This window comes from Streptomyces sp. NPDC005181 (genome assembly GCF_040608395.1).
In the GTDB taxonomy this organism is placed as follows: Bacteria; Actinomycetota; Actinomycetes; order Streptomycetales; family Streptomycetaceae; genus Streptomyces.
On the sequence record NZ_JBEXID010000013.1, the window covers coordinates 120,013 to 139,456 of the forward strand.

The following is a 19,444-nucleotide window of genomic DNA, read 5'->3' on the forward strand; positions in this document are numbered from 1 at the left end:
TCGCACCCCGCCCCCACCACGCATCATGGAAACATGCCCGAAGGAGATACCGTCCTGCAGACCGCCAAGCGTCTGCGCACCGCATTGGCCGACCAGATCCTCACTCGCTCCGACCTGCGCGTCCCCCGATTCGCCACCGCCGATCTCACCGGCCGGACCGTCCTCGACACCGTCTCGCGCGGCAAGCATCTCCTCACCCGGATCGAGGGCGGCCTCACTCTCCACAGCCATCTACGCATGGACGGCGCCTGGCGCGTCTACGCCCCGGGCGAGCGTTGGCGCGGCGGCCCGGCCCATCAGATCCGCGCGGTTCTCTCCACCGCGGACCCCACAGCGGTCGGTTACCGGCTGCCCCTCCTGGAACTCCTCCGCACAGTCGACGAGGAGAAGGCGGTCGGCCATCTCGGCCCCGATCTGCTGGGCCCCGACTGGGACCCCGACACTGCGCTGCGCAACCTGCTCGCCGCCCCCGCCCGCCCCCTCGGCGAAGCCCTCCTGGACCAGCGCAACCTGGCTGGCATCGGCAACATCTACAAGGCCGAACTCTGTTTCCTCGCCCGCGCCACCCCTTGGCTCCCCATCGGTGACCTGCCCGTCCCCACCGCCGTGCGCCTGGTCACCACGGCCAAGCAGCTCCTCGAAGCCAATCGGGACCGGCCGGTCCGCACGACCACCGGTTCCCGGGCGCGCGGATACGGCCCGGCTGAGCAGCTCTGGGTGTACGGCCGGACCCACCGTCCCTGTCTGCGGTGCGGCGCCGCCATCCGTACGGCGGACCAGGACACCCGTCCCACGTATTGGTGCCCACACTGCCAATCGGGCCCCACGCCATAGTTGACGCATCGTCAGATTCGGTCTTACGGTCCGGACATGCCTCTCACCGCGTACGACCTCACCGGCCGCTCCGCGTTCATCACCGGCGCAGTCGGCGGCATCGGCCGGGCCAGCGCCGTTCTGCTCGCGGAGGCAGGAGCAACCGTCCACTGCGTGGACCGGGACGGGACAGGCCTCCTGGAAACGCGGGAGATGATCACCAAGGCGGGTGGTGCAGCCCACACCCACCAACTCGATGTCACCGACCGCAGTCAGCTCCGGGACGCGGTAGCCGCAGCGGGCGACCTGGACATCCTGGCCGCCGTCGCCGGAATCATGCACACGAGCAGCGTCCTGGACACGGCGGACGACGACCTCGACCGCGTCCTCGCCGTCAACTTCAAAGGTGTTCTGTACGCCTGCCAGGAGGTGGCCCGCAGCATGATCGCGCGCGGCGCACCCGGCTCGCTGATCACCATGGCCTCGGGCGCGGTCGACGCCGCAAGCCCGGGCCTGCTCTGCTACAGCGCCGCCAAGGCGGCAGTCGTCCAACTGACCAGGACCCTGGCGACCGAGCTCGGGCCTCGCTCCATCCGCGTCAATGCGGTCGCGCCGGGCTGGATCCGTACCCCGATGACCGCGAAACACGACTCGGAGCTGCAACATCGGACAGAGACCGCGATGGTCCGGATCTCCCCGCTCGGCCGGGTGGGTGAGGCGGAAGATGTCGCCCACACGGTCCTGTATCTGGCATCCGACGGGTCGGCCTTCATGACCGGCCAGATCCTCCGCCCGAACGGCGGCGTCGCCATGCCCTGGTAGTACGCCATGCGCCGGCAGTACGCCACGCCCCGGCGGTGCCCCATACCCTGGCGGTACGCCATGCCCCGGTAGTCCGCCACGCCCCAGTAGTGCCCCACGCCCTGGCAGTACGCCACGCCTTGCGGGCACGGCGAGTCCCGCCCGCGAACCATACCGCCGTGTCGCCGTCGGCCACGATCGTTCCGGTCGGCCTGGCGCTCGCAGCCACATGGACGGGCAGGAGGCTCAGCCCCCAACCGCCCGCCGCCACCGCGCCCTCGACCAGTCCGGCACGCTCCGGCTCCAGCAGCAGCCGCAGCACAGCCCACCACCACACCCCGCCGAGAACGAGCGCGGGCACCCATCGCCGTACCATGGCTGCCTCCTCCGACCGAACCTAGTCCGGCCCGATCACCCGGCGGGAGAGCGCACCGGTGCAATACCGGCGCGCACGGCGCGGACGTGCCTCCATTCGTAGGGCCTCATGACCTCATAGCCGTCGACGCATCACCCACGATGGCACATATGAGTTGAAACCGTAATTCGAGAAATTCAGCTGATATACAGACTTTCTGGGCGCCTCGTCCTGCACATCCCCCGTCCGAGCCCCCGCACACGCAGAAGCCCCGGCCTGCCCCAAAAGGGGCCGACCGGGGCTTTCTGTGCACACCGAGTGCGCGGGTCAGGCGGCGACGACATCCACCGCTTCCGCGGGTGCCTTGATTGTCACCCGTCCCGTCGGCACACCTGCCACCGACGTCACGGAGACGGAATTGAGCATGGGACGCACCGGTACAGGTACCGGATCGCTGGCTGCCGACTCGGCCAGCTCAGCCAGCGACAGCTCATCGCTCACTTCCCGCATGAGCTCGGACATCCGTACGTCAAGCGCGTCGCAAATGGCGGAGAGCAGCTCGGAGGATGCCTCCTTCTGCCCCCGCTCCACCTCGGAGAGATAGCCGAGCGAGACTCGGGCGGACGAGGAGACTTCGCGCAGAGTACGGCCTTGGCGCTGGCGCTGCCGACGCAGCACGTCACCAAGCAGGCGACGGAGCAGAATCATCGGTGGCTCCCTCCTCGGACCGCGTAGCCGCATCCTTCACGCCCCACCGTACCGCCTTGCGCTGCGGCCGTGCGGGGAGCGATGTCGTGTTCACTCAGGGCTGCAAACATCAATTCCCCCCGTTCTGTTCCGTATCCTGTGCGCTCGCATCTTCGCCGAGTTCGCCGGAGAGCAATTCGAGCACGCTCCGTACACTCTCTGTACGGATGTCCGCCCGGTCGCCGTTCAACCGCAGCGCGACCACTTTCTCCGTGCCGTCCGGCCCCGCGACCGCTACATAGACCGTTCCGACGGGTTTGCCGTCCTGTGGCTCGGGTCCCGCGACGCCGGTGGTGGACAAGCCCCAGTCTGCACCGAGAACGCGCCGCACACCTGTCGCCATCTGCCGCGCGACCTCGGGATCCACCGCCCCGTGCGCCGCCAGGAGGGCCCCGTCCACGGCCAGCACGTCCCGCTTCAGGGCCGTGGCGTACGCCGTCACGGACCCGCGGAAGGAGTGCGAGGCACCGGGTACAGAGGTCAGCTCTGCCGCGACCAGGCCGCCGGTCAGCGACTCGGCGACGGCGAGAGTCTCGCCACGCTCCACGAGCAGCTGCAGCACCCGGGCCGCGGCAGTCACCGCTCGGCCTCAGCGGAATCAGAAGCCCCGGCGGACTCGGATACCCCAGAAGCCCCGTCGGCCGCAGCAGCCCGCTCAGCCGCCAGCCCCTTGCGCCGCAGCACAATGGCCTGACGCACATAGTCGAGCCCGGTGACGACCGTCAGCACAACGGCCACCGCCATCATCCAGAAGCGCAACGTGGCCAGCGGACCGGTCAGCGCCAGGACATACATCCCGACGGCCGTCCCCTGCGCCAGCGTCTTCATCTTCCCGCCGCGACTGGCCGGAATCACCGCATGCCGTATCACCCAGAACCGCATCAAGGTGATGCCGATCTCGCGGAAGAGGATCACACCTGTGACCCACCACGGCAGATCGCCGAGGTACGACAGACAGATCAGTGCCGCACCCATGATCGCCTTGTCGGCTATCGGGTCGGCGATCTTCCCGAAGTCGGTGACCAGGTTGTACGTGCGCGCCAGGTGACCGTCGAAGAGGTCGGTGATCATGGCAATGGCGAATGCTGCCCAGGCGAACGAGCGCCAGGCCGGGTCGTAGCCGCCGTTGTGCAACAACAGCATCACGAAGCCGGGCACCAGCAGCAGCCGCACCATGGTCAGGATGTTGGCGATGTTCCACAGGCTGGCCTGGTTGACGGCCGCAGTGCCCAGCTTGCCGCCGCGGACCGGCTTCGTGCCGGATCCGCCTGCCGCGGATGCCGGGACTCCGGTCATCTGGCTGCCTCCGCAAGCTCGGAACACTCGGCCACCAGGTCCACTCCCTCGGTGCCCACCACCTTTGCGTCGACCATACGGCCCGGCACGAGGCCCTCGCGCCCGGTGAAGAGCACCTGGCCGTCCGTTTCGGGTGCCTGGTGCGCCGCACGCCCCACCGCGCGCGGCTCGTCCTCCGTGGGGTCGACCGACTCGACCAGCACCTGGAGGGACTCTCCGAGCCGCTCCTCGGCGCGCTGCGACGTCAGCTCCTCGGCCAGCTGCGAGATGTGCGCGAGCCGCTCGGCGATGACGTCGGCGCCGAGCTTGTTCTCGTAACCGACCGCCTCGGTGCCCTCCTCGTCGGAGTACCCGAAGACGCCGATGGCATCGAGTCGCGCACCCGTGAGGAAGCGTTCCAGCTCGGCGAGGTCGGCCTCGGTCTCCCCGGGGAAGCCCACGATGAAGTTCGACCGCGCACCGGCCTGCGGCGCCTTGCTGCGGATGGTCTCCAGGAGCTCCAGGAAGCGGTCGGTGTCCCCGAAGCGGCGCATCGCGCGCAGCACCCCGGGGGCGGAGTGCTGGAAGGAGAGATCGAAGTACGGGGCGACCTTCGGCGTCGACGTCAGTACGTCGATCAGGCCGGGCCGCATCTCGGCGGGCTGCAGGTAGCTGACCCGGATCCGCTCGATCCCGTCGACATCGGCGAGCTCCGGCAGCAGCGTCTCCAGCAGCCGGATGTCGCCGAGGTCCTTGCCGTACGAGGTGTTGTTCTCGGAGACCAGCATGACCTCCTTGACGCCCTGCTCGGCCAGCCAGCGGGTCTCCTGCAGGACGTCCGAGGGGCGCCGTGAGATGAAGGAGCCGCGGAAGGACGGGATGGCGCAGAAGGAGCAGCGGCGGTCGCAGCCGGAGGCGAGCTTCACCGAGGCGACCGGGCTGGTGCCCAGCCGGCGGCGCAGCGGCGCGCGCGGCCCGGACACCGGCGCAACCCCGTCCGGGAGGTCCGCGGGTGCCGGAGCGGCTTCCTGCGCGTGCCCGGGCAGCGCAACCGCGGCATCCTGCCGCTCGGCCGGGCTGATCGGCAGCAGCTTGCGGCGGTCACGCGGGGTGTGCGAGGCGTGGATGCCCCCGTTGAGGATGGTCTGGAGGCGGTCGGAGATGTCGGCGTAGTCGTCGAAACCGAGGACCCCGTCGGCTTCCGGCAGGGCCTCGGCAAGATCCTTGCCGTAGCGCTCGGCCATGCAGCCGACCGCGACCACGGCCTGGGTCCGGCCGTGATCCTTCAGATCGTTGGCTTCGAGAAGGGCGTCGACGGAGTCCTTCTTGGCGGCTTCGACGAATCCACAGGTGTTGACGACGGCGACATCCGCGTCGGAGGCATCCTCGACGAGCTCCCAGCCGTCCGCTGCCAAGCGGCCTGCCAGCTCCTCCGAGTCCACCTCGTTACGGGCGCAGCCAAGAGTGACAAGGGCGACGGTACGGCGTTCGGGCATGGGCTCAAGACTACTTTGTCCTGGCACTCACCCCGCCGAGCAGGGTTCCACCCTTACAGGGAGTAACACTGACGCGAGCGCCCGGGCAGGATTGCCGGGCGCTCGCGCTGCAGACATGGCCGTCAGCCGACCTCGGGGTCGCCCTTCGTGTACGAGAGCCGCTCGACCTGGCCCGGCTGGAATTTGTCCTCGACCTTCTTGCCATTGACGAAGAGCTCGATCGAACCGGCGTCACCGAGGACGAGGTCGACGCGCTCCTTGTCCTGGAAGGTCTTGGACTGGCCCTGCAGCAGCAGCCCGTCGAAGAGCAGCCGCCCGTTGTGGTCCTTGGCGGAGATCCAGCTCTTGCCCTGAGTGGCGCTGAGCTTGACCGTGACCTTGTCCCGCGGGGCCGCGGCGATGGCGCTGTCGGACGGTACGGGCTTGGGATCGGCGGTCTTGGTGGGCTTGGGCTTGGGGCTGGTCGTGTTGGGCGTCGAGCCCTCCGCGACCTGCGCCGCCGTGCCGCCGTCGTCAGCGCCCTTGAAGAAGGTGAAGCCGACGAAGCCGACGACGGCGATGATCGCCGCGACCATGGCCGCGGTCCAGTTGGGCCGACGGGGATCGGAACGGATCCGTTCGGCCTCGAACATCGGCGCCGCGGGCGTGGGCGCGGGACGGCCGCCGTGCTCGGCGTCGTACTGCGAAACCAGCGGTTGCGGATCGATGGAAACGGCACGCGCCAAGGCACGGATATGGCCGCGGGCGTACACGTCGCCGCCGCAGCGGGAGAAGTCGTCCTCTTCGATCGCGTGCACGATGGGGATGCGCACCCGGGTGGACGAGCTGACCTCTTCGACCGTGAGACCTGCGGCGATACGAGCCTGCTCAAGCACTCGACCGATCGAAGGCCGGTCGTCTTCGGGGGAGTTGCCGATGGACACGGGGGCGCCTTTCGAGCGTGAGCCACCTGCTGGGTGTTCAGTCTAGGGGGGGTACGAAAGGGTGAGGCAACCGGGAGGAAGGACTTTGTACGCCATCAGATTCGAACACCATCGGATGCGAACGCCGTCCCATTCGCCGGACGCCCTCTGGAAGGACATCCTGCTGCCCCTCCCCTCAACTTGACGTACGACCCGACGAAACGGTTGCTCACCAGACCCTTACGATGCAGTTTCCCCGCGGATCTGTGCCAACACTCCATCCAGTTCATCCGGTTTCACCATGACATCGCGCGCCTTGGACCCCTCGCTCGGTCCGACGATGTTCCGCGATTCCATGAGGTCCATGAGGCGGCCGGCCTTGGCGAAGCCGACCCGCAGCTTGCGCTGGAGCATCGAGGTGGAGCCGAACTGGGTGGAGACGACCAGTTCCGCTGCCTGGCAGAGAAGATCCAGGTCGTCGCCGATGTCCTCGTCGATCTCCTTCTTCTTGGCGCTGCCGACCACCACGTCCTCACGGAAGACCGGCGCCATCTGATCCTTGCAGTGTTGGACGATCGCCGCGACTTCGCCCTCCGTGACGAACGCGCCCTGCATGCGGGTGGGCTTGTTGGCCCCCATCGGCAGGAACAGTCCGTCCCCCTTGCCGATCAGCTTCTCGGCGCCGGGCTGGTCGAGGATGACACGGCTGTCGGCAAGCGATGAGGTCGCGAAGGCGAGCCGGGAGGGCACATTCGCCTTGATCAGACCGGTGACGACATCGACCGAAGGCCGCTGGGTGGCGAGCACCAGGTGGATGCCGGCGGCGCGCGCCAGCTGGGTGATGCGGACGATGGAGTCCTCGACATCGCGCGGAGCGACCATCATCAGGTCGGCGAGTTCGTCGACGATGACCAGCAGATACGGGTACGGGGAGAGCTCCCGCTCGCTGCCCTCCGGCAGTTTCACCTTGCCGTTGCGCACGGCCTGGTTGAAGTCGTCGATGTGCCGGTATCCGAACGCGGCGAGGTCGTCGTACCGGAGGTCCATCTCCCGCACGACCCACTGCAGTGCCTCGGCGGCGCGCTTCGGGTTGGTGATGATCGGCGTGATCAGGTGCGGGATTCCCTCGTACGCGGTCAGTTCGACGCGCTTGGGGTCGACCAGCACCATCCGTACGTCGTCCGGAGTCGCCCGCACCATGACCGAGGTGATCAGACAGTTGATGCAGGACGACTTGCCGGAACCGGTCGCACCGGCCACCAGCACATGCGGCATCTTCGCGAGGTTCGCCATCACATACCCGCCCTCGACGTCCTTGCCGAGCGCGACCAGCATGGCGTGGTCGTCCTCGGCCGCGTCCGCGAGGCGCAGCACATCGCCGAGGTTGACCATCTCACGGTCGGTGTTGGGGATCTCGATGCCGACGGCGGACTTCCCCGGGATCGGGGAGATGATCCGGACGTCGGGGCTGGCGACGGCGTACGCGATGTTCTTGGCGAGCGCGGTGATCCGCTCGACCTTCACGGCCGGGCCGAGCTCCACCTCGTAGCGCGTGACCGTCGGTCCGCGGGTGAAGCCGGTGACCGCGGCGTCGACCTTGAACTCGGTGAAGACGTTCGTCAGGGAGGCCACGATCGCATCGTTGGCCGCGCTGCGGGTCTTGCCCGGGCCGCCGCGTTCCAGCAGGTCGAGCGAGGGCAGCGCGTACGTGATGTCGCCGGAGAGCTGCAGTTGCTCGGCGCGGGCGGGCAGCGGCTGGGACTGCGAGCGGTCGGGCGCGGGCTTCGTCAGATCGGGTACGCCGTCGAAGAGCACTCCACTCTTCTCCGGCTTCCCTGCCCCCTGGGCCCGCTCCGCCTCCCGTGCGCCGGGCACCGGGGTGCCCCCGGACCGCTCACGGTCCCGCTCGACGGTGACGCCCTGGGTGAGGTCGGCGACGATGGGCGAGGGCGGCATGCCATTGAGCACCGCCCCGTCGAGCGCGGCGGCCGCAGCCGCGGCGACGTCCACCGCATCCATGGTGCGGTTCATCGCGGGCTGCACGGAGGGCCTGCGCGGCCTGCGGCGTTTGGAGAGCGCCTCGGCCTCCGCCTGCTGGGGGTCGTACTCCTCGGGCACCTCGGAGCGGCGTGCGGAGGAGCGCCGCGAGCGGGCGGGCAGCGCGTCGCGCCACTGCTCGCCGTACCGCTCGTCGTCGCTCTCGTCATCCGCCTCGGGGTCGTACTCCGGGTCGACGATCCCCAGCTTGGAGCCGAGCAGTCGCAGCCGCTGGGGAATGGCATTCACCGGAGTCGCGGTGACAACGAGCAGTCCGAAGACGGTGAGGAGCAGGAGAAGTGGTACGGCGAGGACTTCGCCCATGGTGTAGATCAGCGGCTTGGAGGCGGCCCAGCCGATCAGTCCGCCCGCGTCCTGCATGGCTTCGGTGCCGTCCTCGCGGCCCGGTGATCCGCACGCGATGTGCACCTGCCCGAGCACCCCGATGACCAGGGCAGACAGTCCGATGACGATACGGCCGTTGGCCTCGGGCTTCTCCGGGTAGAGGATCAGCCGCACGGCGATGGCGCCGAGCAGTATCGGTACGAGCAGATCGAGCCGGCCGAAGGCGCCGGTGACGAGCATCTCGACGAGGTCGCCGACGGGCCCGCGCAGATTCGACCAGGTGCCCGCGGCGACGATCAGCGCGAGGCCGAGCAGCAGGAGGGCGACGCCGTCCTTGCGGTGTGCGGGATCGAGTCCCTTGGCGCCGCGCCCTATGCCGCGGAGCATCGCGCCGACGGCATGGGCCGCTCCGAGCCAGATGGCGCGCACCAGGCGGTACACGCCCCCGGTGGGTGACGGTGCAGGTCTGGGCGCAGCCGCCTTCTTGGCCGGAGCCTTCTTCGCGGGTGCCTTCTTTTTCGCGGCGGCTTTCTTCGCGGGCGCGGCTTTCTTCGCCGGACCCGCGGTACGGCCGGGGCGCTTCGCGGTGCCCGCCGTGCCCTGGGAACCCTTGCCGGACGTACGTGAGGCCATGGTGCCGAGGTTACCGGTGTCGGCGACCGTGAACACGTGTGCCTCTTGGTTCACCCGACCGTGTCGCCGTGCAGAGGCAGGAAACTGACGCGCCCTCACCCTGGACGGGCCGTCAGCGTCCCGGCCCGAACGCGGGTTCCGGGCCGGGGCGTTCCGCGGCGGCTGCGTTATGAGGGAAGCGCGACCGTGCCGCTTCCTGTGCCCGGCTCCAGCGCGTCGAGCGCACGTCGCAGTCCGGTCAGCTTCCGTTCGAGATGGGCGGCCGTGGCCACCGCTGCCGCGTCTGCCGACTCGTCGTCGAGCTGTTTGGAGAGGGCCTCCGCCTGCTCCTCGGCGGCCGCGAGGCGCGCCGAGAGTTCGGCCAGCAGTCCGGCGGGCTCCTTGTCGTGGTCCGCGCTCGGCCGGCCGCCGCCCTCGAGCTGGAGCCTGAGCAGTGCGGCCTGCTCGCGCAGTTGGCAGTTCTTCGTGTACAGCTCGACGAAGACCGAGACCTTGGCGCGCAGCACCCAGGGATCGAACGGCTTCGAGATGTAGTCCACCGCGCCCGCCGCGTAACCCCGGAAGGTGTGATGCGGACCGTGATTGATCGCGGTGAGGAAGATGATCGGGATGTCCCGGGTCCGCTCCCGCCGCTTGATGTGCGCGGCGGTTTCAAATCCGTCCATGCCCGGCATTTGGACGTCCAGCAGAATGACCGCAAAGTCGTCCGTGAGCAGCGCTTTGAGCGCTTCCTCCCCTGACGATGCCCGTACCAGCGTCTGATCAAGCGCAGAGAGGATGGCCTCCAGCGCCAGCAGATTCTCCGGCCGGTCATCGACCAGGAGGATCTTGGCCTTCTGCACCATGGCCCGTCCTCCTCGCCCCGGAATTGCACCGGGCGCCGCCCCAGGGGACGACTCCCTTACGCCGTCCGTCCTTGTGCCGGTCATGGTAGCCGCACCCCGCCCGTCACCACACCCTGTCACCGCGATGTCACTGTGCACGTACCAGAAACGCGGCGGGAGACCAGAAGGTTCCCCGTCCACCGCCTCCTCACACCCTTTCGAGCACAGTCGATCAGCAACTTATCGTGCTCCGCGCAATCGATGATCACTCTCCGCGCATCCACTGCTCCATGACGGAGAGCAGATGGTCAGGATCGACAGGCTTGGTAACATAGTCGGAAGCGCCGGAGTCGATCGCCTTCTCCCTGTCACCCTTCATCGCCTTCGCGGTCAGCGCGATGATGGGCAGCCCGGCGAACTGCGGCATCCGGCGGATCGCCGTCGTCGTCGCATAGCCGTCCATCTCCGGCATCATGATGTCCATCAGTACGACCGTCACATCGTCGTGCTGCTCCAGGACTTCGATGCCCTCCCGCCCGTTCTCCGCGTACAGCACCGAGAGACCGTGCTGCTCCAGCACGCTGGTGAGCGCGAAGACGTTACGGATGTCGTCGTCGACGATCAGAACCTTCTCGCCACCGAACCGGAACACCCTGCGGGCCTCGGGCTCCTCCTGGCCGGCCGCCGCCCACGACTCCTGGGACGGCGTGGTCGGCGCTGTGCTCCTCGGCGACAGCGCGGGCCTCCGCTCCCTCCCACCGAGCGCCTTGCGGCGATGCCGGAACAGCCCTGCGGAGCCGACTTGATCGTGCAGCGGCGCCGACAGACCGGCGCCCGCCCCGGCCTCCGGAATCAGCCCCTCCTCGACCGCCTGGCCGTGTGCCTCGATGGGACCGGGACCGATCTGCGGGTAGCCCTGCGGGGGCAGCTCACTGGGGTGCAGCGGCAGATACAGGGTGAAGGTCGAGCCGCGGCCCGGCTCGCTCGCCGCATGGATCTCGCCGCCCAGCAGCCGGGCGATCTCCCGGCTGATGGACAGCCCGAGCCCCGTACCGCCGTACTTGCGGCTCGTCGTACCGTCCGCCTGCTTGAACGCCTCGAAGATCACCAGCATCTTGCTGGACGCGATCCCGATACCGGTGTCGGTGACCGAGAACGCGATCAGATCGGCGTCGGCGTCGCGCAGCGAACCGGCTTCGAGAAGCTGCTCGCGGATGGCGTTCGGCACATCGGCGCTGGCATGCCGGATCACCAGCTCGACGGCGCCACTGTCGGTGAACTTCACCGCGTTGGACAGCAGGTTGCGCAGCACCTGCAGCAGCCGCTGTTCGTCCGTGTGCAGCGTCGCGGGAAGCTCCGGCGACACCCGTACGGAGAAGTCGAGCCCCTTCTCCGCGGTGAGCGGCCGGAACGTCGCCTCCACATAGTCGACCAGCTGGACCAGCGCGATCCGGGTCGGACTGACGTCCATCTTGCCCGCCTCGACCTTCGACAGATCGAGAATGTCGTTGATCAGCTGGAGCAGATCGGAACCGGCCCCGTGGATCGTCTCCGCGAACTCCACCTGCTTGGGCGAGAGATTGCCCTCGGCGTTGTCCGCGAGCAACTTGGCCAGGATGAGCAGCGAGTTGAGCGGCGTACGCAGCTCATGCGACATGTTCGCCAGGAATTCGGACTTGTAGCGCATCGAGACCGCGAGCTGCTCGGCGCGCTCCTCCAGGACCTGCCGGGCCTCCTCGATCTCGGTGTTCTTCACCTCGATGTCACGGTTCTGCTGGGCCAGCAGCTCGGCCTTCTCCTCCAGTTCGGCGTTGGAGGCCTGCAGCGCCTTCTGCCGGTTCTCCAACTCCTCCGAACGGTCCCGCAGTTGCTCGGTCAGCTCCTGCGACTGCTCCAGGAGTTTCTCCGTCTTGGTGTTGACACTGATCGTGTTGACGCTCGTCGCGATCATCTCGGCGAGCTGGTTGAGGAAGTCCCGCTGAATGTGGGTGAACGGCTGGAACGAGGCCAGCTCGATCACACCGAGGACCTGCCCCTCGAAGAGCACCGGCAGCACGATCACATGCGCGGGCGGTGCCTCGCCGAGCCCCGAGGAGATCTTCAGATAACCCGGCGGCACGTTGTCCACCTGGATCGTCCGCTTCTCCTCAGCCGCCGTGCCGATGAGCGTCTCGCCCGGCCGGAACGACGTCGGCATCGATCCCGCGGAGTAGCCGTAGCTGCCCCGCATCCGGAGCACATAGGCGCCGTCCTTCTCGGCGTCCGCCCCCACCGCCTCGGTGTCGCCGGTCGGCACCGCCAGGAAGAACGCCCCGTGCTGCGCGGAGACGACCGGGGTCAGCTCGCTCATGATCAGCGAAGCGACGTCGTCGAGATCGCGACGCCCCTGCATCAGACCGGAGATCCGGGCGAGGTTGCCCTTGAGCCAGTCCTGCTCCTTGTTGGTGGCCGTGGTGTCGCGCAGGTTGGCGATCATCGTGTTGATGTTGTCCTGCAGGGCCTGGATCTCGCCGGCCGCGTCCACGTCGATCTTGAGGTTGAGATCGCCGCGGGTCACCGCGGTGGCGACGGCCGCAATGGCCCGCACCTGACGGGTCAGGTTCCCGGCCATCTCGTTCACGGACTCGGTGAGGTCGCGCCAGGTGCCGTCCACGTCCCGGACCCGGGCCTGGCCGCCCAGTTGCCCCTCGGTGCCCACCTCGCGGGCCACCCGGGTCACCTGTTCGGCGAAGGACGACAGCTGGTCGACCATCGTGTTGATGGTGTTCTTCAGCTCCTGGATCTCACCCCGGGCGTCGATGTCGATCTTCTTGGTGAGATCGCCCTTGGCGATGGCCGTGGTGACCGTGGCGATCTGGCGCACCTGACCGGTCAGGTTGGACGCCATCGAGTTCACCGACTCGGTCAGATCCTTCCACGTACCGGAGACGCCCGGGACCCGCGCCTGACCGCCCAGCTCGCCCTCCGTGCCCACCTCGCGGGCGACTCGCGTCACCTCGTCGGCGAACGACGACAGCGTCGTCACCATCGTGTTGACGGTGTCGGCCAGCTCGGCGACCTCGCCACGCGCCTCGACGGTGACCTTCTTGGTGAGATCGCCGTTGGCGACCGCGGACGAGACCCGGGAGATGTTCCGCACCTGGCTGGTCAGGTTGTTGGCCATCAGATTGACGTTGTCGCTGAGGTCCTTCCAGATACCCGTCGCACCTCGGACCCGGGCCTGGCCGCCCAGGATGCCCTCGGTGCCCACCTCGCGCGCGACTCGCGTCACCTCGTCGGCGAAGTTGAGGAGCTGGTCGACCATCGTGTTGACGGTCGTCACCAGTTCGAGGATTTCACCCTTGGCGTCGACGGTGATCTTCTTGGAGAGATCCCCCTTGGCGACGGCGGTGGTGACCTCGGCGATATTGCGGACCTGCAGGGTCAGGTTGTTCGCCATGCCGTTGACGGACTGGGTGAGGTCCTTCCACGTACCGGACACGCCCTGGACCTCGGCCTGGCCGCCCAGAATGCCTTCCGTACCCACCTCACGGGCGACCCGCGTCACCTGTTCCGCGAAGTTCGACAGCTGGTCCACCATCGTGTTGAGGGTGTTCTTCAGCTCCAGGATCTCGCCACGGGCGTCCACGTCGATCTTCTGCGACAGGTCACCGCGCGCCACTGCGGTCGCGACCTGCGCGATGTTACGGACCTGCGCGGTGAGGTTCCCCGCCATGCCGTTCACCGAATCGGTCAGATCGCGCCACACACCGGCCACGCCGGGCACCTGCGCCTGGCCGCCGAGCCGCCCGTCCGTGCCCACCTCGCGGGCCACCCGGGTCACCTGCTCGGCAAAGGCGGAGAGCTGGTCGACCATCGTGTTGATGGTGTTCTTCAGCTCCAGGATCTCGCCACGGGCGTCCACGTCGATCTTCTGCGAGAGATCGCCCCGCGCGACCGCCGTCGTCACCTGGGCGATCTGGCGCACCTGCGAGGTCAGGTTCCCCGCCATGAAGTTGACGGAGTCGGTGAGCTCCTTCCACGTACCGGAGACGCCGTCGACCCGCGCCTGGCCGCCGAGGCGGCCCTCCGTGCCCACGTCCCGCGCCATCCGGGTCACCTGGTCGGCGAAGGACGACAGCTGCGCCACCATCGTGTTGACGGTGTTCTTCAGCTCCAGCATCTCGCCGGCCACATCCACGGTGACCTTCTGCGACAGGTCGCCGTTCGCGACTGCGGTCGTCACCTGCGCGATGTCGCGCACCTGACCCGTCAGGTTCCGGAACGCCGTGTTCACCGAGTCGGTGAGGTCCTTCCACGTACCCGCCGCACCCGGCACCTCGGCCTGTCCGCCCAGCCGGCCCTCGACGCCGACCTCCCGGGCGACCCGGGTCACTTCCGAACCGAAGGACTGCAGCTGGTCCACCATCGTGTTGACGGTGTTCTTCAGCTCCAGCATCTCGCCGGCCACATCGACCGTGACCTTCTGCGTCATGTCGCCGCTGGCCACCGCCGTGGTCACCTGCGCGATGTCCCGCACCTGCGTCGTCAGGTTCCGGAAGACCGTGTTCACCGAGTCGGTGAGGTCCTTCCACGTACCCGCCGCACCCGGCACCTGCGCCTGGCCGCCGAGCAGACCCTCGCCACCGACTTCGCTGGCCACCCGCGTCACTTCGTCCGCGAAGGTCCGCAGCGTCTCGGTCATCTGGTTGATCGTCTCGGCGAGTTGCGCCACTTCGCCGCGGGCGCTCACCGTGACCTTCTGCGACAGGTCACCATTGGCGACCGCCGTCGTCACCTCGGCGATACCGCGCACCTGCGAGGTGAGGTTTCCGGCCATCGTGTTGACGGAGTCGGTGAGGTCCTTCCACACCCCGGCCACACCGGGCACCGTCGCCTGCCCGCCCAGCTCGCCCTCTGTGCCCACCTCACGGGCGACCCGGGTCACCTCGGAGGAGAACGACGACAGTTGGTCGACCATCGTGTTGACGGTGTTCTTCAGCTGGAGCATCTCACCGGCCACATGGACGGTGACCTTCCGTGACAGGTCGCCCTTGGCGACCGCCGTCGTCACCAGCGCGATGTCCCGCACCTGCGCCGTCAGCCGGTACGCCATGGTGTTGACGGAGTCCGTGAGGTCCTTCCAGGAACCGGACATTCCGCGCACCTGCGCCTGCCCGCCCAGCTTGCCCTCGGTACCCACCTCGACCGCCACCCGCGTCACCTGCTCGGTGAACGCCGACAGCTGGTCGACCAGGTTGTTGACCGTACGGGCCACCTTCAGGAACTCGCCGCGCAGCGGTCGCACGGTCTCGTCGGCCGTGTGCGACCGGAGCTCCATCCGCTGTTCGAGATCACCGTCGGCTACCGCCGAGAGCACCCGCCCGACCTCCGACACCGGCCGCGCCAGATCGTCGACCAGCTCGTTCGAGGCATCGATGGCGGCGGCCCAGGAGCCCTCGCAGGCCCCCGTCTCCAGCCGCTCGGTCAGCTTCCCCTCACGCCCGACCACGCGACGTACACGTGCCAGTTCGCCGGTGAGATGGAGGTTGCGGTCGGCGACCTCGTTGAAGACCGCCGCGAGCTCCGTCATCACGCCGTCGCCCGAGACGGTCAGACGCCGGCGGAAATTCCCGTCGCGCATCGCCACCAGACCCGCGAGCAATCTGTTGAGCGCCGCCGCGTCCACGTCGATGGTTCCATTGCGCTGTTTCTTCACGGACTGTCCGCCTTTTGTGCGCGTGTCTGATCCCCGCGCCGCCACGCCAGACTCCACCGTGTCCCTCCCGCAGGGGTTGACCGTATCGTTCGGGCCTTATCTGGGAGCTTGCCCAGTTCCACATTGGCTCACCGCCACTGCCCACCGTTGACGGGTGACCATGCGGACGTCAAATCGTTGAAACGTACCAGGCCGCAATAGATCGAGGTGGAACCTCCAACGGTTGTCCCTCATCCCTCCGTTGGGAAGCCCACACTTGTCCGGTCACCGACCACATACTGGTCGCGCTTGCCCGAAGTCGGCCCTCGTGTACCCGGGACCGAGACCGAGCGTCTAGCCTGGCTAGGCGAATCGAAGCGGCGAGAAACGGGCACAGGACTCGGGGAAGCGACGAGACACCATATGGGGAGTGCTGTGATCACCGCGCGCGCGGCTGCCACCTTCGACCCGGTCGGACGCTCGGTCGCGACCGCCCGCGCCTTCGTGCGTGACACCCTTCAGGGCTGGGGGTACACCGACGTCGTGGACGACGCGGTCGTCCTCACCAGCGAGCTCGTGACCAACGCGGTGGTGCACGCAGGCACCGCCGCCGACGTGCTGTGTCTGCGTACGGAGGACGGCGTCCGGGTCGAGGTCTCCGACCACTATCCGGAACGGGAGATCCCGCTCCAGACCACCGGTCTGGACTTCGGCAGCCCGGACCGTGAGAGCGGCCGCGGTCTGCTGCTCTGCGCTGCGCTCGCATCCCGGTGGGGCGTCGAGTACACCCCGACGCACAAACATGTCTGGTTCCAGCTCGATCTCCCCGAGCGTCCGGTGGGTATCCGCTCCGCCGGCCCCCTGCTCCCGATCGATCTCCTCCCGGTCGCCGACGAGCGTGTCCGGGTCGCCGTCGTCCAGATCGACAGCTCCGGTTCCATCACCGCCTGGAACGACGACTGTGCGTTCCTCTTCGGCTACAGCGCGGATCAGGTCACCGGCAAGCAACTCACCGACTTTGCGGCCTGGCCGCAGACCCCCGGCACCAACACTGGCATCGCCGACGCGCTCCAGCTCTCCCGCTGGGAGGGGAGTTACGGGATCCGGGGCGCCGACGGCCGCACCATCCCGGTCTACGCCTCGCACCTCAGAGTCCGCGACACCCAGGGCGAACCGTCGACGGTCTGTCTGCTCGTCCGCGACTACGAGCGCGCCGTGCTCCAGTCCCCGGTCCGCACCCCCGTCTCCGACACCGGCATCGAGAGCCGCACCACGGACCCGTTCGAGGTCTTCATCGGCTCCCCGGCCCCCGACGACCTCGACGGACTGCTCCAGCGCACCGTCGAGCGGGCCCGGGACATGCTCGACGCGGATTCGGCCTTCCTGCTGCTGGCCACGGACGACGAGACGGAACTGGAGGTACGCGCCACGACCGGCCTCCCCTCCGCCCGTCAGCGCTTCGCCCGGGTCCCCGTCGAGGCCGGCACCGGCCGGTACGGCTCCGCCCGCATGCCCGCCGTCCACGAGGACCTCACCGCCGTACCCGGCGCCGTACCCCTGCTCGGCGGGACCGGCATGCGCTCCGTCGTCACCGTTCCGCTGAAGGTCGAAGGCCGACTCACCGGCTCACTCGGTGTCGCCGCCGAAGCACCGGGCCGGTACACCAACGAGGAGGCCCTGCGCCTCCAGTTCGCCGCGGACCGCATCGCGCTCGCCGTCGAGTCCGCCCGTCTCGGCGAACTCGAACGGCTCCGCCGCGGTTCGCTGTCCTTCCTCGTCGAGGCCTCCGACCTCCTCGCCGGCACGCTCGACCGGGACCAGACGCTGGCGCTGATGGCCCAGATGACGGTTCCCACCCTGGCCACCTGGTGCGCCGTCTACACGATCGCCGACCAGTCCTCGGAGCCGTACCTCTCGTATGTGCTGCACGAGGACGAGGAGCTCATCGACGGCCTCAAGGCCCTGCTCTCCAAGATCTCCCCGCCGGACCCCGTCCCGACACCCGGCGCCCGGGTCTGGGCCGCCCCCTCCGCGGCCGCCCACGAGGCGGCCCTGCGCATCTCCATGCGCAGTCTCGGCCTCGGCGAGTCCACCACCCTCGGCTCCGGCATCCGTACGACGCTGGCCACCGCAGCCGCGGTGGGCGGCGAGACGGTGGTCCTGCCGCTCGTCGCCCGGAACCGTGTCATCGGCATGCTCACGCTCGGCAAGCCGTCCGACGACCACTTCCGCCAGGAGATCCTCGAACTGGCCGAGGACCTGTCCCGCCGCGCCGCCCTCGCCCTCGACAACGCCCGTCTCTACTCGGAGCGCATGGCGATCAGTCAGTCCCTGCAGCGCAGCCTGCTGCCGCCGGGCCTTCCCGACGTCCCCAATGTCGAGATCGAGGTCATCTACCGTGCGGCCGGCGAGGGCAACGAGGTCGGCGGCGACTTCTACGACGTCTTCCCGATCCGCGACGGCGCGTACGGTTTCGCCATCGGTGACGTCTGCGGTACGGGTCCGGAGGCTGCGGCCGTCACGGGCCTCGCCCGCCACGCCCTGCGCCTGCTCGCCCGCGAGGGCTTCGGTGGCCCGGCCGTCCTGGAGCGTCTCAACGCCGCCATCCTCGACGAGGGCTCCCGCAGCCGCTTCCTCACCCTCCTCTACGGAGAGCTGTGGCCCCAGGAGGACGGCAGCGCACTCCTCAAGGTGGTGTGCGCCGGGCATCCCCTGCCGCTGCGTCTGCGCCAGGACGGCACGGTCGAGGCAGCGGCCGAACCGCAGCCGCTGCTGGGCGTCATCGAGGACCTCGAACTGTACGAGCAGACTGTCACCCTCGACCCCGGCGATGTCCTGCTCTGCGTGACCGATGGTGTGACGGAGCGCCGTGAAGGCACCCGCATGCTGGGGGACGACGGCCTGGCCGACGTCCTCACCATGTGTACGGGCCTCACGGCCGGAGCGGTGGCATCCCGTGTTCTGCGGGCCGTCGAACGCTTCGCCGCCGAACCGGCCTCCGACGACATGGCCATCCTGGCGATGCGGGTCCCCGAACCGCCCACGGACTGACGGCGATTCAGCGGTGAACTGCTCGTCGTCCCCGGCACCGGCAATCCGGACCATCTCGTGAGGAACGTGACCGCGAGTGCCCTGCGCCTCCCAGCAGGAGAAAGAACCTGAAGGCAGCAGACATGCAAAAGGCCCCCGCCAATGGCGGGGGCCTTTACGTTACCTGAGCCCCAATACGGAATCGAACCGTAGACCTTCTCCTTACCATGGAGACGCTCTACCGACTGAGCTATTGGGGCCTGCTGCGCGACGGCAACGAGATAGAGCATACCCTGAACTCAGGGATATTCATAACCACGCGCGGCCGAAGTGCGAACCTTCTCGCCGACACCTATCGAAACCTGCTGTCGCCCGCCACGAGGTACGGCGAGCCGGCATCCCCGTGAACGCAGAAAAGCCCCGCACCAGAGGTGCGGGGCTTTCCCGGAATAATTGTTCGGCGGCGTCCTACTCTCCCACAGGGTCCCCCCTGCAGTACCATCGGCGCT

At 68.4% G+C, this 19,444-nt stretch carries 12 protein-coding genes and 1 tRNA gene; 4 read left to right on the forward strand and 9 right to left on the reverse strand.

Annotation, left to right across the window (positions count from 1 at the left end):
• Nucleotides 1-33: 33 nt before the first annotated feature.
• Together ABZV38_RS12180 and ABZV38_RS12185 are read left to right on the forward strand one after the other, a co-directional pair.
• A complete protein-coding gene (locus ABZV38_RS12180; RefSeq protein ID WP_356326695.1) occupies nucleotides 34-834 on the forward strand; it encodes a DNA-formamidopyrimidine glycosylase family protein in 801 nt (266 codons plus the stop codon).
• Between the two features lie 36 nt (nucleotides 835-870).
• Nucleotides 871-1,635 (forward strand): SDR family NAD(P)-dependent oxidoreductase, encoded by a 765-nt coding sequence (locus ABZV38_RS12185; RefSeq protein WP_356326696.1) that lies wholly within the window; start codon nucleotides 871-873, stop codon nucleotides 1,633-1,635.
• A 661-nt stretch (nucleotides 1,636-2,296) separates the two neighbouring features.
• On the opposite strand, the gene ABZV38_RS12190 is transcribed toward ABZV38_RS12185, so the two are convergent.
• The 8 genes from ABZV38_RS12190 to ABZV38_RS12225 form a co-directional block, all read right to left on the reverse strand.
• A complete protein-coding gene (locus ABZV38_RS12190) occupies nucleotides 2,297-2,677 on the reverse strand; it encodes a helix-turn-helix transcriptional regulator (RefSeq protein WP_356326698.1) in 381 nt (126 codons plus the stop codon).
• 109 nt (nucleotides 2,678-2,786) lie between these two features.
• Nucleotides 2,787-3,296, reverse strand: a complete 510-nt coding sequence (locus ABZV38_RS12195; protein ID WP_356326699.1) for a CinA family protein — start codon at nucleotides 3,294-3,296, stop codon at nucleotides 2,787-2,789.
• Nucleotides 3,293-4,012 carry a CDP-diacylglycerol--glycerol-3-phosphate 3-phosphatidyltransferase gene (gene pgsA / locus ABZV38_RS12200; RefSeq protein WP_356326700.1) on the reverse strand — a complete coding sequence of 240 codons (720 nt, stop codon included), beginning with the start codon at nucleotides 4,010-4,012 and terminating at the stop codon, nucleotides 3,293-3,295. The genes ABZV38_RS12195 and pgsA overlap by 4 nt, the downstream gene beginning before the upstream one ends.
• On the reverse strand, nucleotides 4,009-5,487 hold the full coding sequence (rimO, locus tag ABZV38_RS12205; RefSeq protein WP_356326701.1) for a 30S ribosomal protein S12 methylthiotransferase RimO: 1,479 nt from the start codon (nucleotides 5,485-5,487) through the stop codon (nucleotides 4,009-4,011). Before rimO ends, pgsA begins: the two co-directional genes overlap by 4 nt.
• Nucleotides 5,488-5,609: 122 nt before the next feature.
• Nucleotides 5,610-6,410: a RodZ domain-containing protein gene (locus ABZV38_RS12210; RefSeq protein ID WP_356326702.1), complete on the reverse strand. Its 801-nt coding sequence runs from the start codon at nucleotides 6,408-6,410 to the stop codon at nucleotides 5,610-5,612.
• Nucleotides 6,411-6,629: 219 nt separating this feature from the next.
• Complete coding sequence (locus ABZV38_RS12215) at nucleotides 6,630-9,404, reverse strand: DNA translocase FtsK (protein ID WP_356326703.1); 2,775 nt, start codon at nucleotides 9,402-9,404, stop codon at nucleotides 6,630-6,632.
• Between the two features lie 167 nt (nucleotides 9,405-9,571).
• Nucleotides 9,572-10,249, reverse strand: coding sequence for a response regulator (locus tag ABZV38_RS12220; protein ID WP_356326704.1), 678 nt, complete (start codon nucleotides 10,247-10,249; stop codon nucleotides 9,572-9,574).
• Between the two features lie 244 nt (nucleotides 10,250-10,493).
• The gene (locus ABZV38_RS12225) at nucleotides 10,494-15,926 is read right to left on the reverse strand and encodes a HAMP domain-containing protein (RefSeq protein WP_356326705.1); all 5,433 of its coding nucleotides are present in this window, start codon (nucleotides 15,924-15,926) and stop codon (nucleotides 10,494-10,496) included.
• Nucleotides 15,927-16,328: 402 nt separating this feature from the next.
• Here ABZV38_RS12225 and ABZV38_RS12230 point away from each other — a divergent pair, with 402 nt between their 5' ends.
• Nucleotides 16,329-18,956, forward strand: coding sequence for a SpoIIE family protein phosphatase (locus tag ABZV38_RS12230; protein WP_356326706.1), 2,628 nt, complete (start codon nucleotides 16,329-16,331; stop codon nucleotides 18,954-18,956).
• Nucleotides 18,957-19,122: 166 nt separating this feature from the next.
• Here the strand turns inward: ABZV38_RS12230 and ABZV38_RS12235 are convergent.
• Nucleotides 19,123-19,195: transfer RNA gene (locus tag ABZV38_RS12235), tRNA-Thr, on the reverse strand.
• On the opposite strand from ABZV38_RS12235, the gene ABZV38_RS12240 reads away from it, so the two are divergent.
• The gene (locus ABZV38_RS12240) at nucleotides 19,163-19,342 is read left to right on the forward strand and encodes a hypothetical protein (RefSeq protein WP_356326707.1); all 180 of its coding nucleotides are present in this window, start codon (nucleotides 19,163-19,165) and stop codon (nucleotides 19,340-19,342) included. The genes ABZV38_RS12235 and ABZV38_RS12240 overlap by 33 nt on opposite strands.
• The last annotated feature ends 102 nt before the right edge of the window (nucleotides 19,343-19,444 follow it).

Bases quoted from the DNA above. Each gene is read 5' to 3' on its own strand.
- ABZV38_RS12230 (WP_356326706.1), top strand. From the start codon at position 16,329: ATGGGGAGTGCTGTGATCACCGCGCGCGCGGCTGCCACCTTCGACCCG.
- ABZV38_RS12215 (WP_356326703.1), bottom strand. From the start codon at position 9,404: ATGGCCTCACGTACGTCCGGCAAGGGTTCCCAGGGCACGGCGGGCACC.
- rimO (WP_356326701.1), bottom strand. From the start codon at position 5,487: ATGCCCGAACGCCGTACCGTCGCCCTTGTCACTCTTGGCTGCGCCCGT.
- ABZV38_RS12220 (WP_356326704.1), bottom strand. From the start codon at position 10,249: ATGGTGCAGAAGGCCAAGATCCTCCTGGTCGATGACCGGCCGGAGAAT.
- ABZV38_RS12240 (WP_356326707.1), top strand. From the start codon at position 19,163: ATGGAGACGCTCTACCGACTGAGCTATTGGGGCCTGCTGCGCGACGGC.
- ABZV38_RS12180 (WP_356326695.1), top strand. From the start codon at position 34: ATGCCCGAAGGAGATACCGTCCTGCAGACCGCCAAGCGTCTGCGCACC.
- ABZV38_RS12190 (WP_356326698.1), bottom strand. From the start codon at position 2,677: ATGATTCTGCTCCGTCGCCTGCTTGGTGACGTGCTGCGTCGGCAGCGC.
- pgsA (WP_356326700.1), bottom strand. From the start codon at position 4,012: ATGACCGGAGTCCCGGCATCCGCGGCAGGCGGATCCGGCACGAAGCCG.
- ABZV38_RS12185 (WP_356326696.1), top strand. From the start codon at position 871: ATGCCTCTCACCGCGTACGACCTCACCGGCCGCTCCGCGTTCATCACC.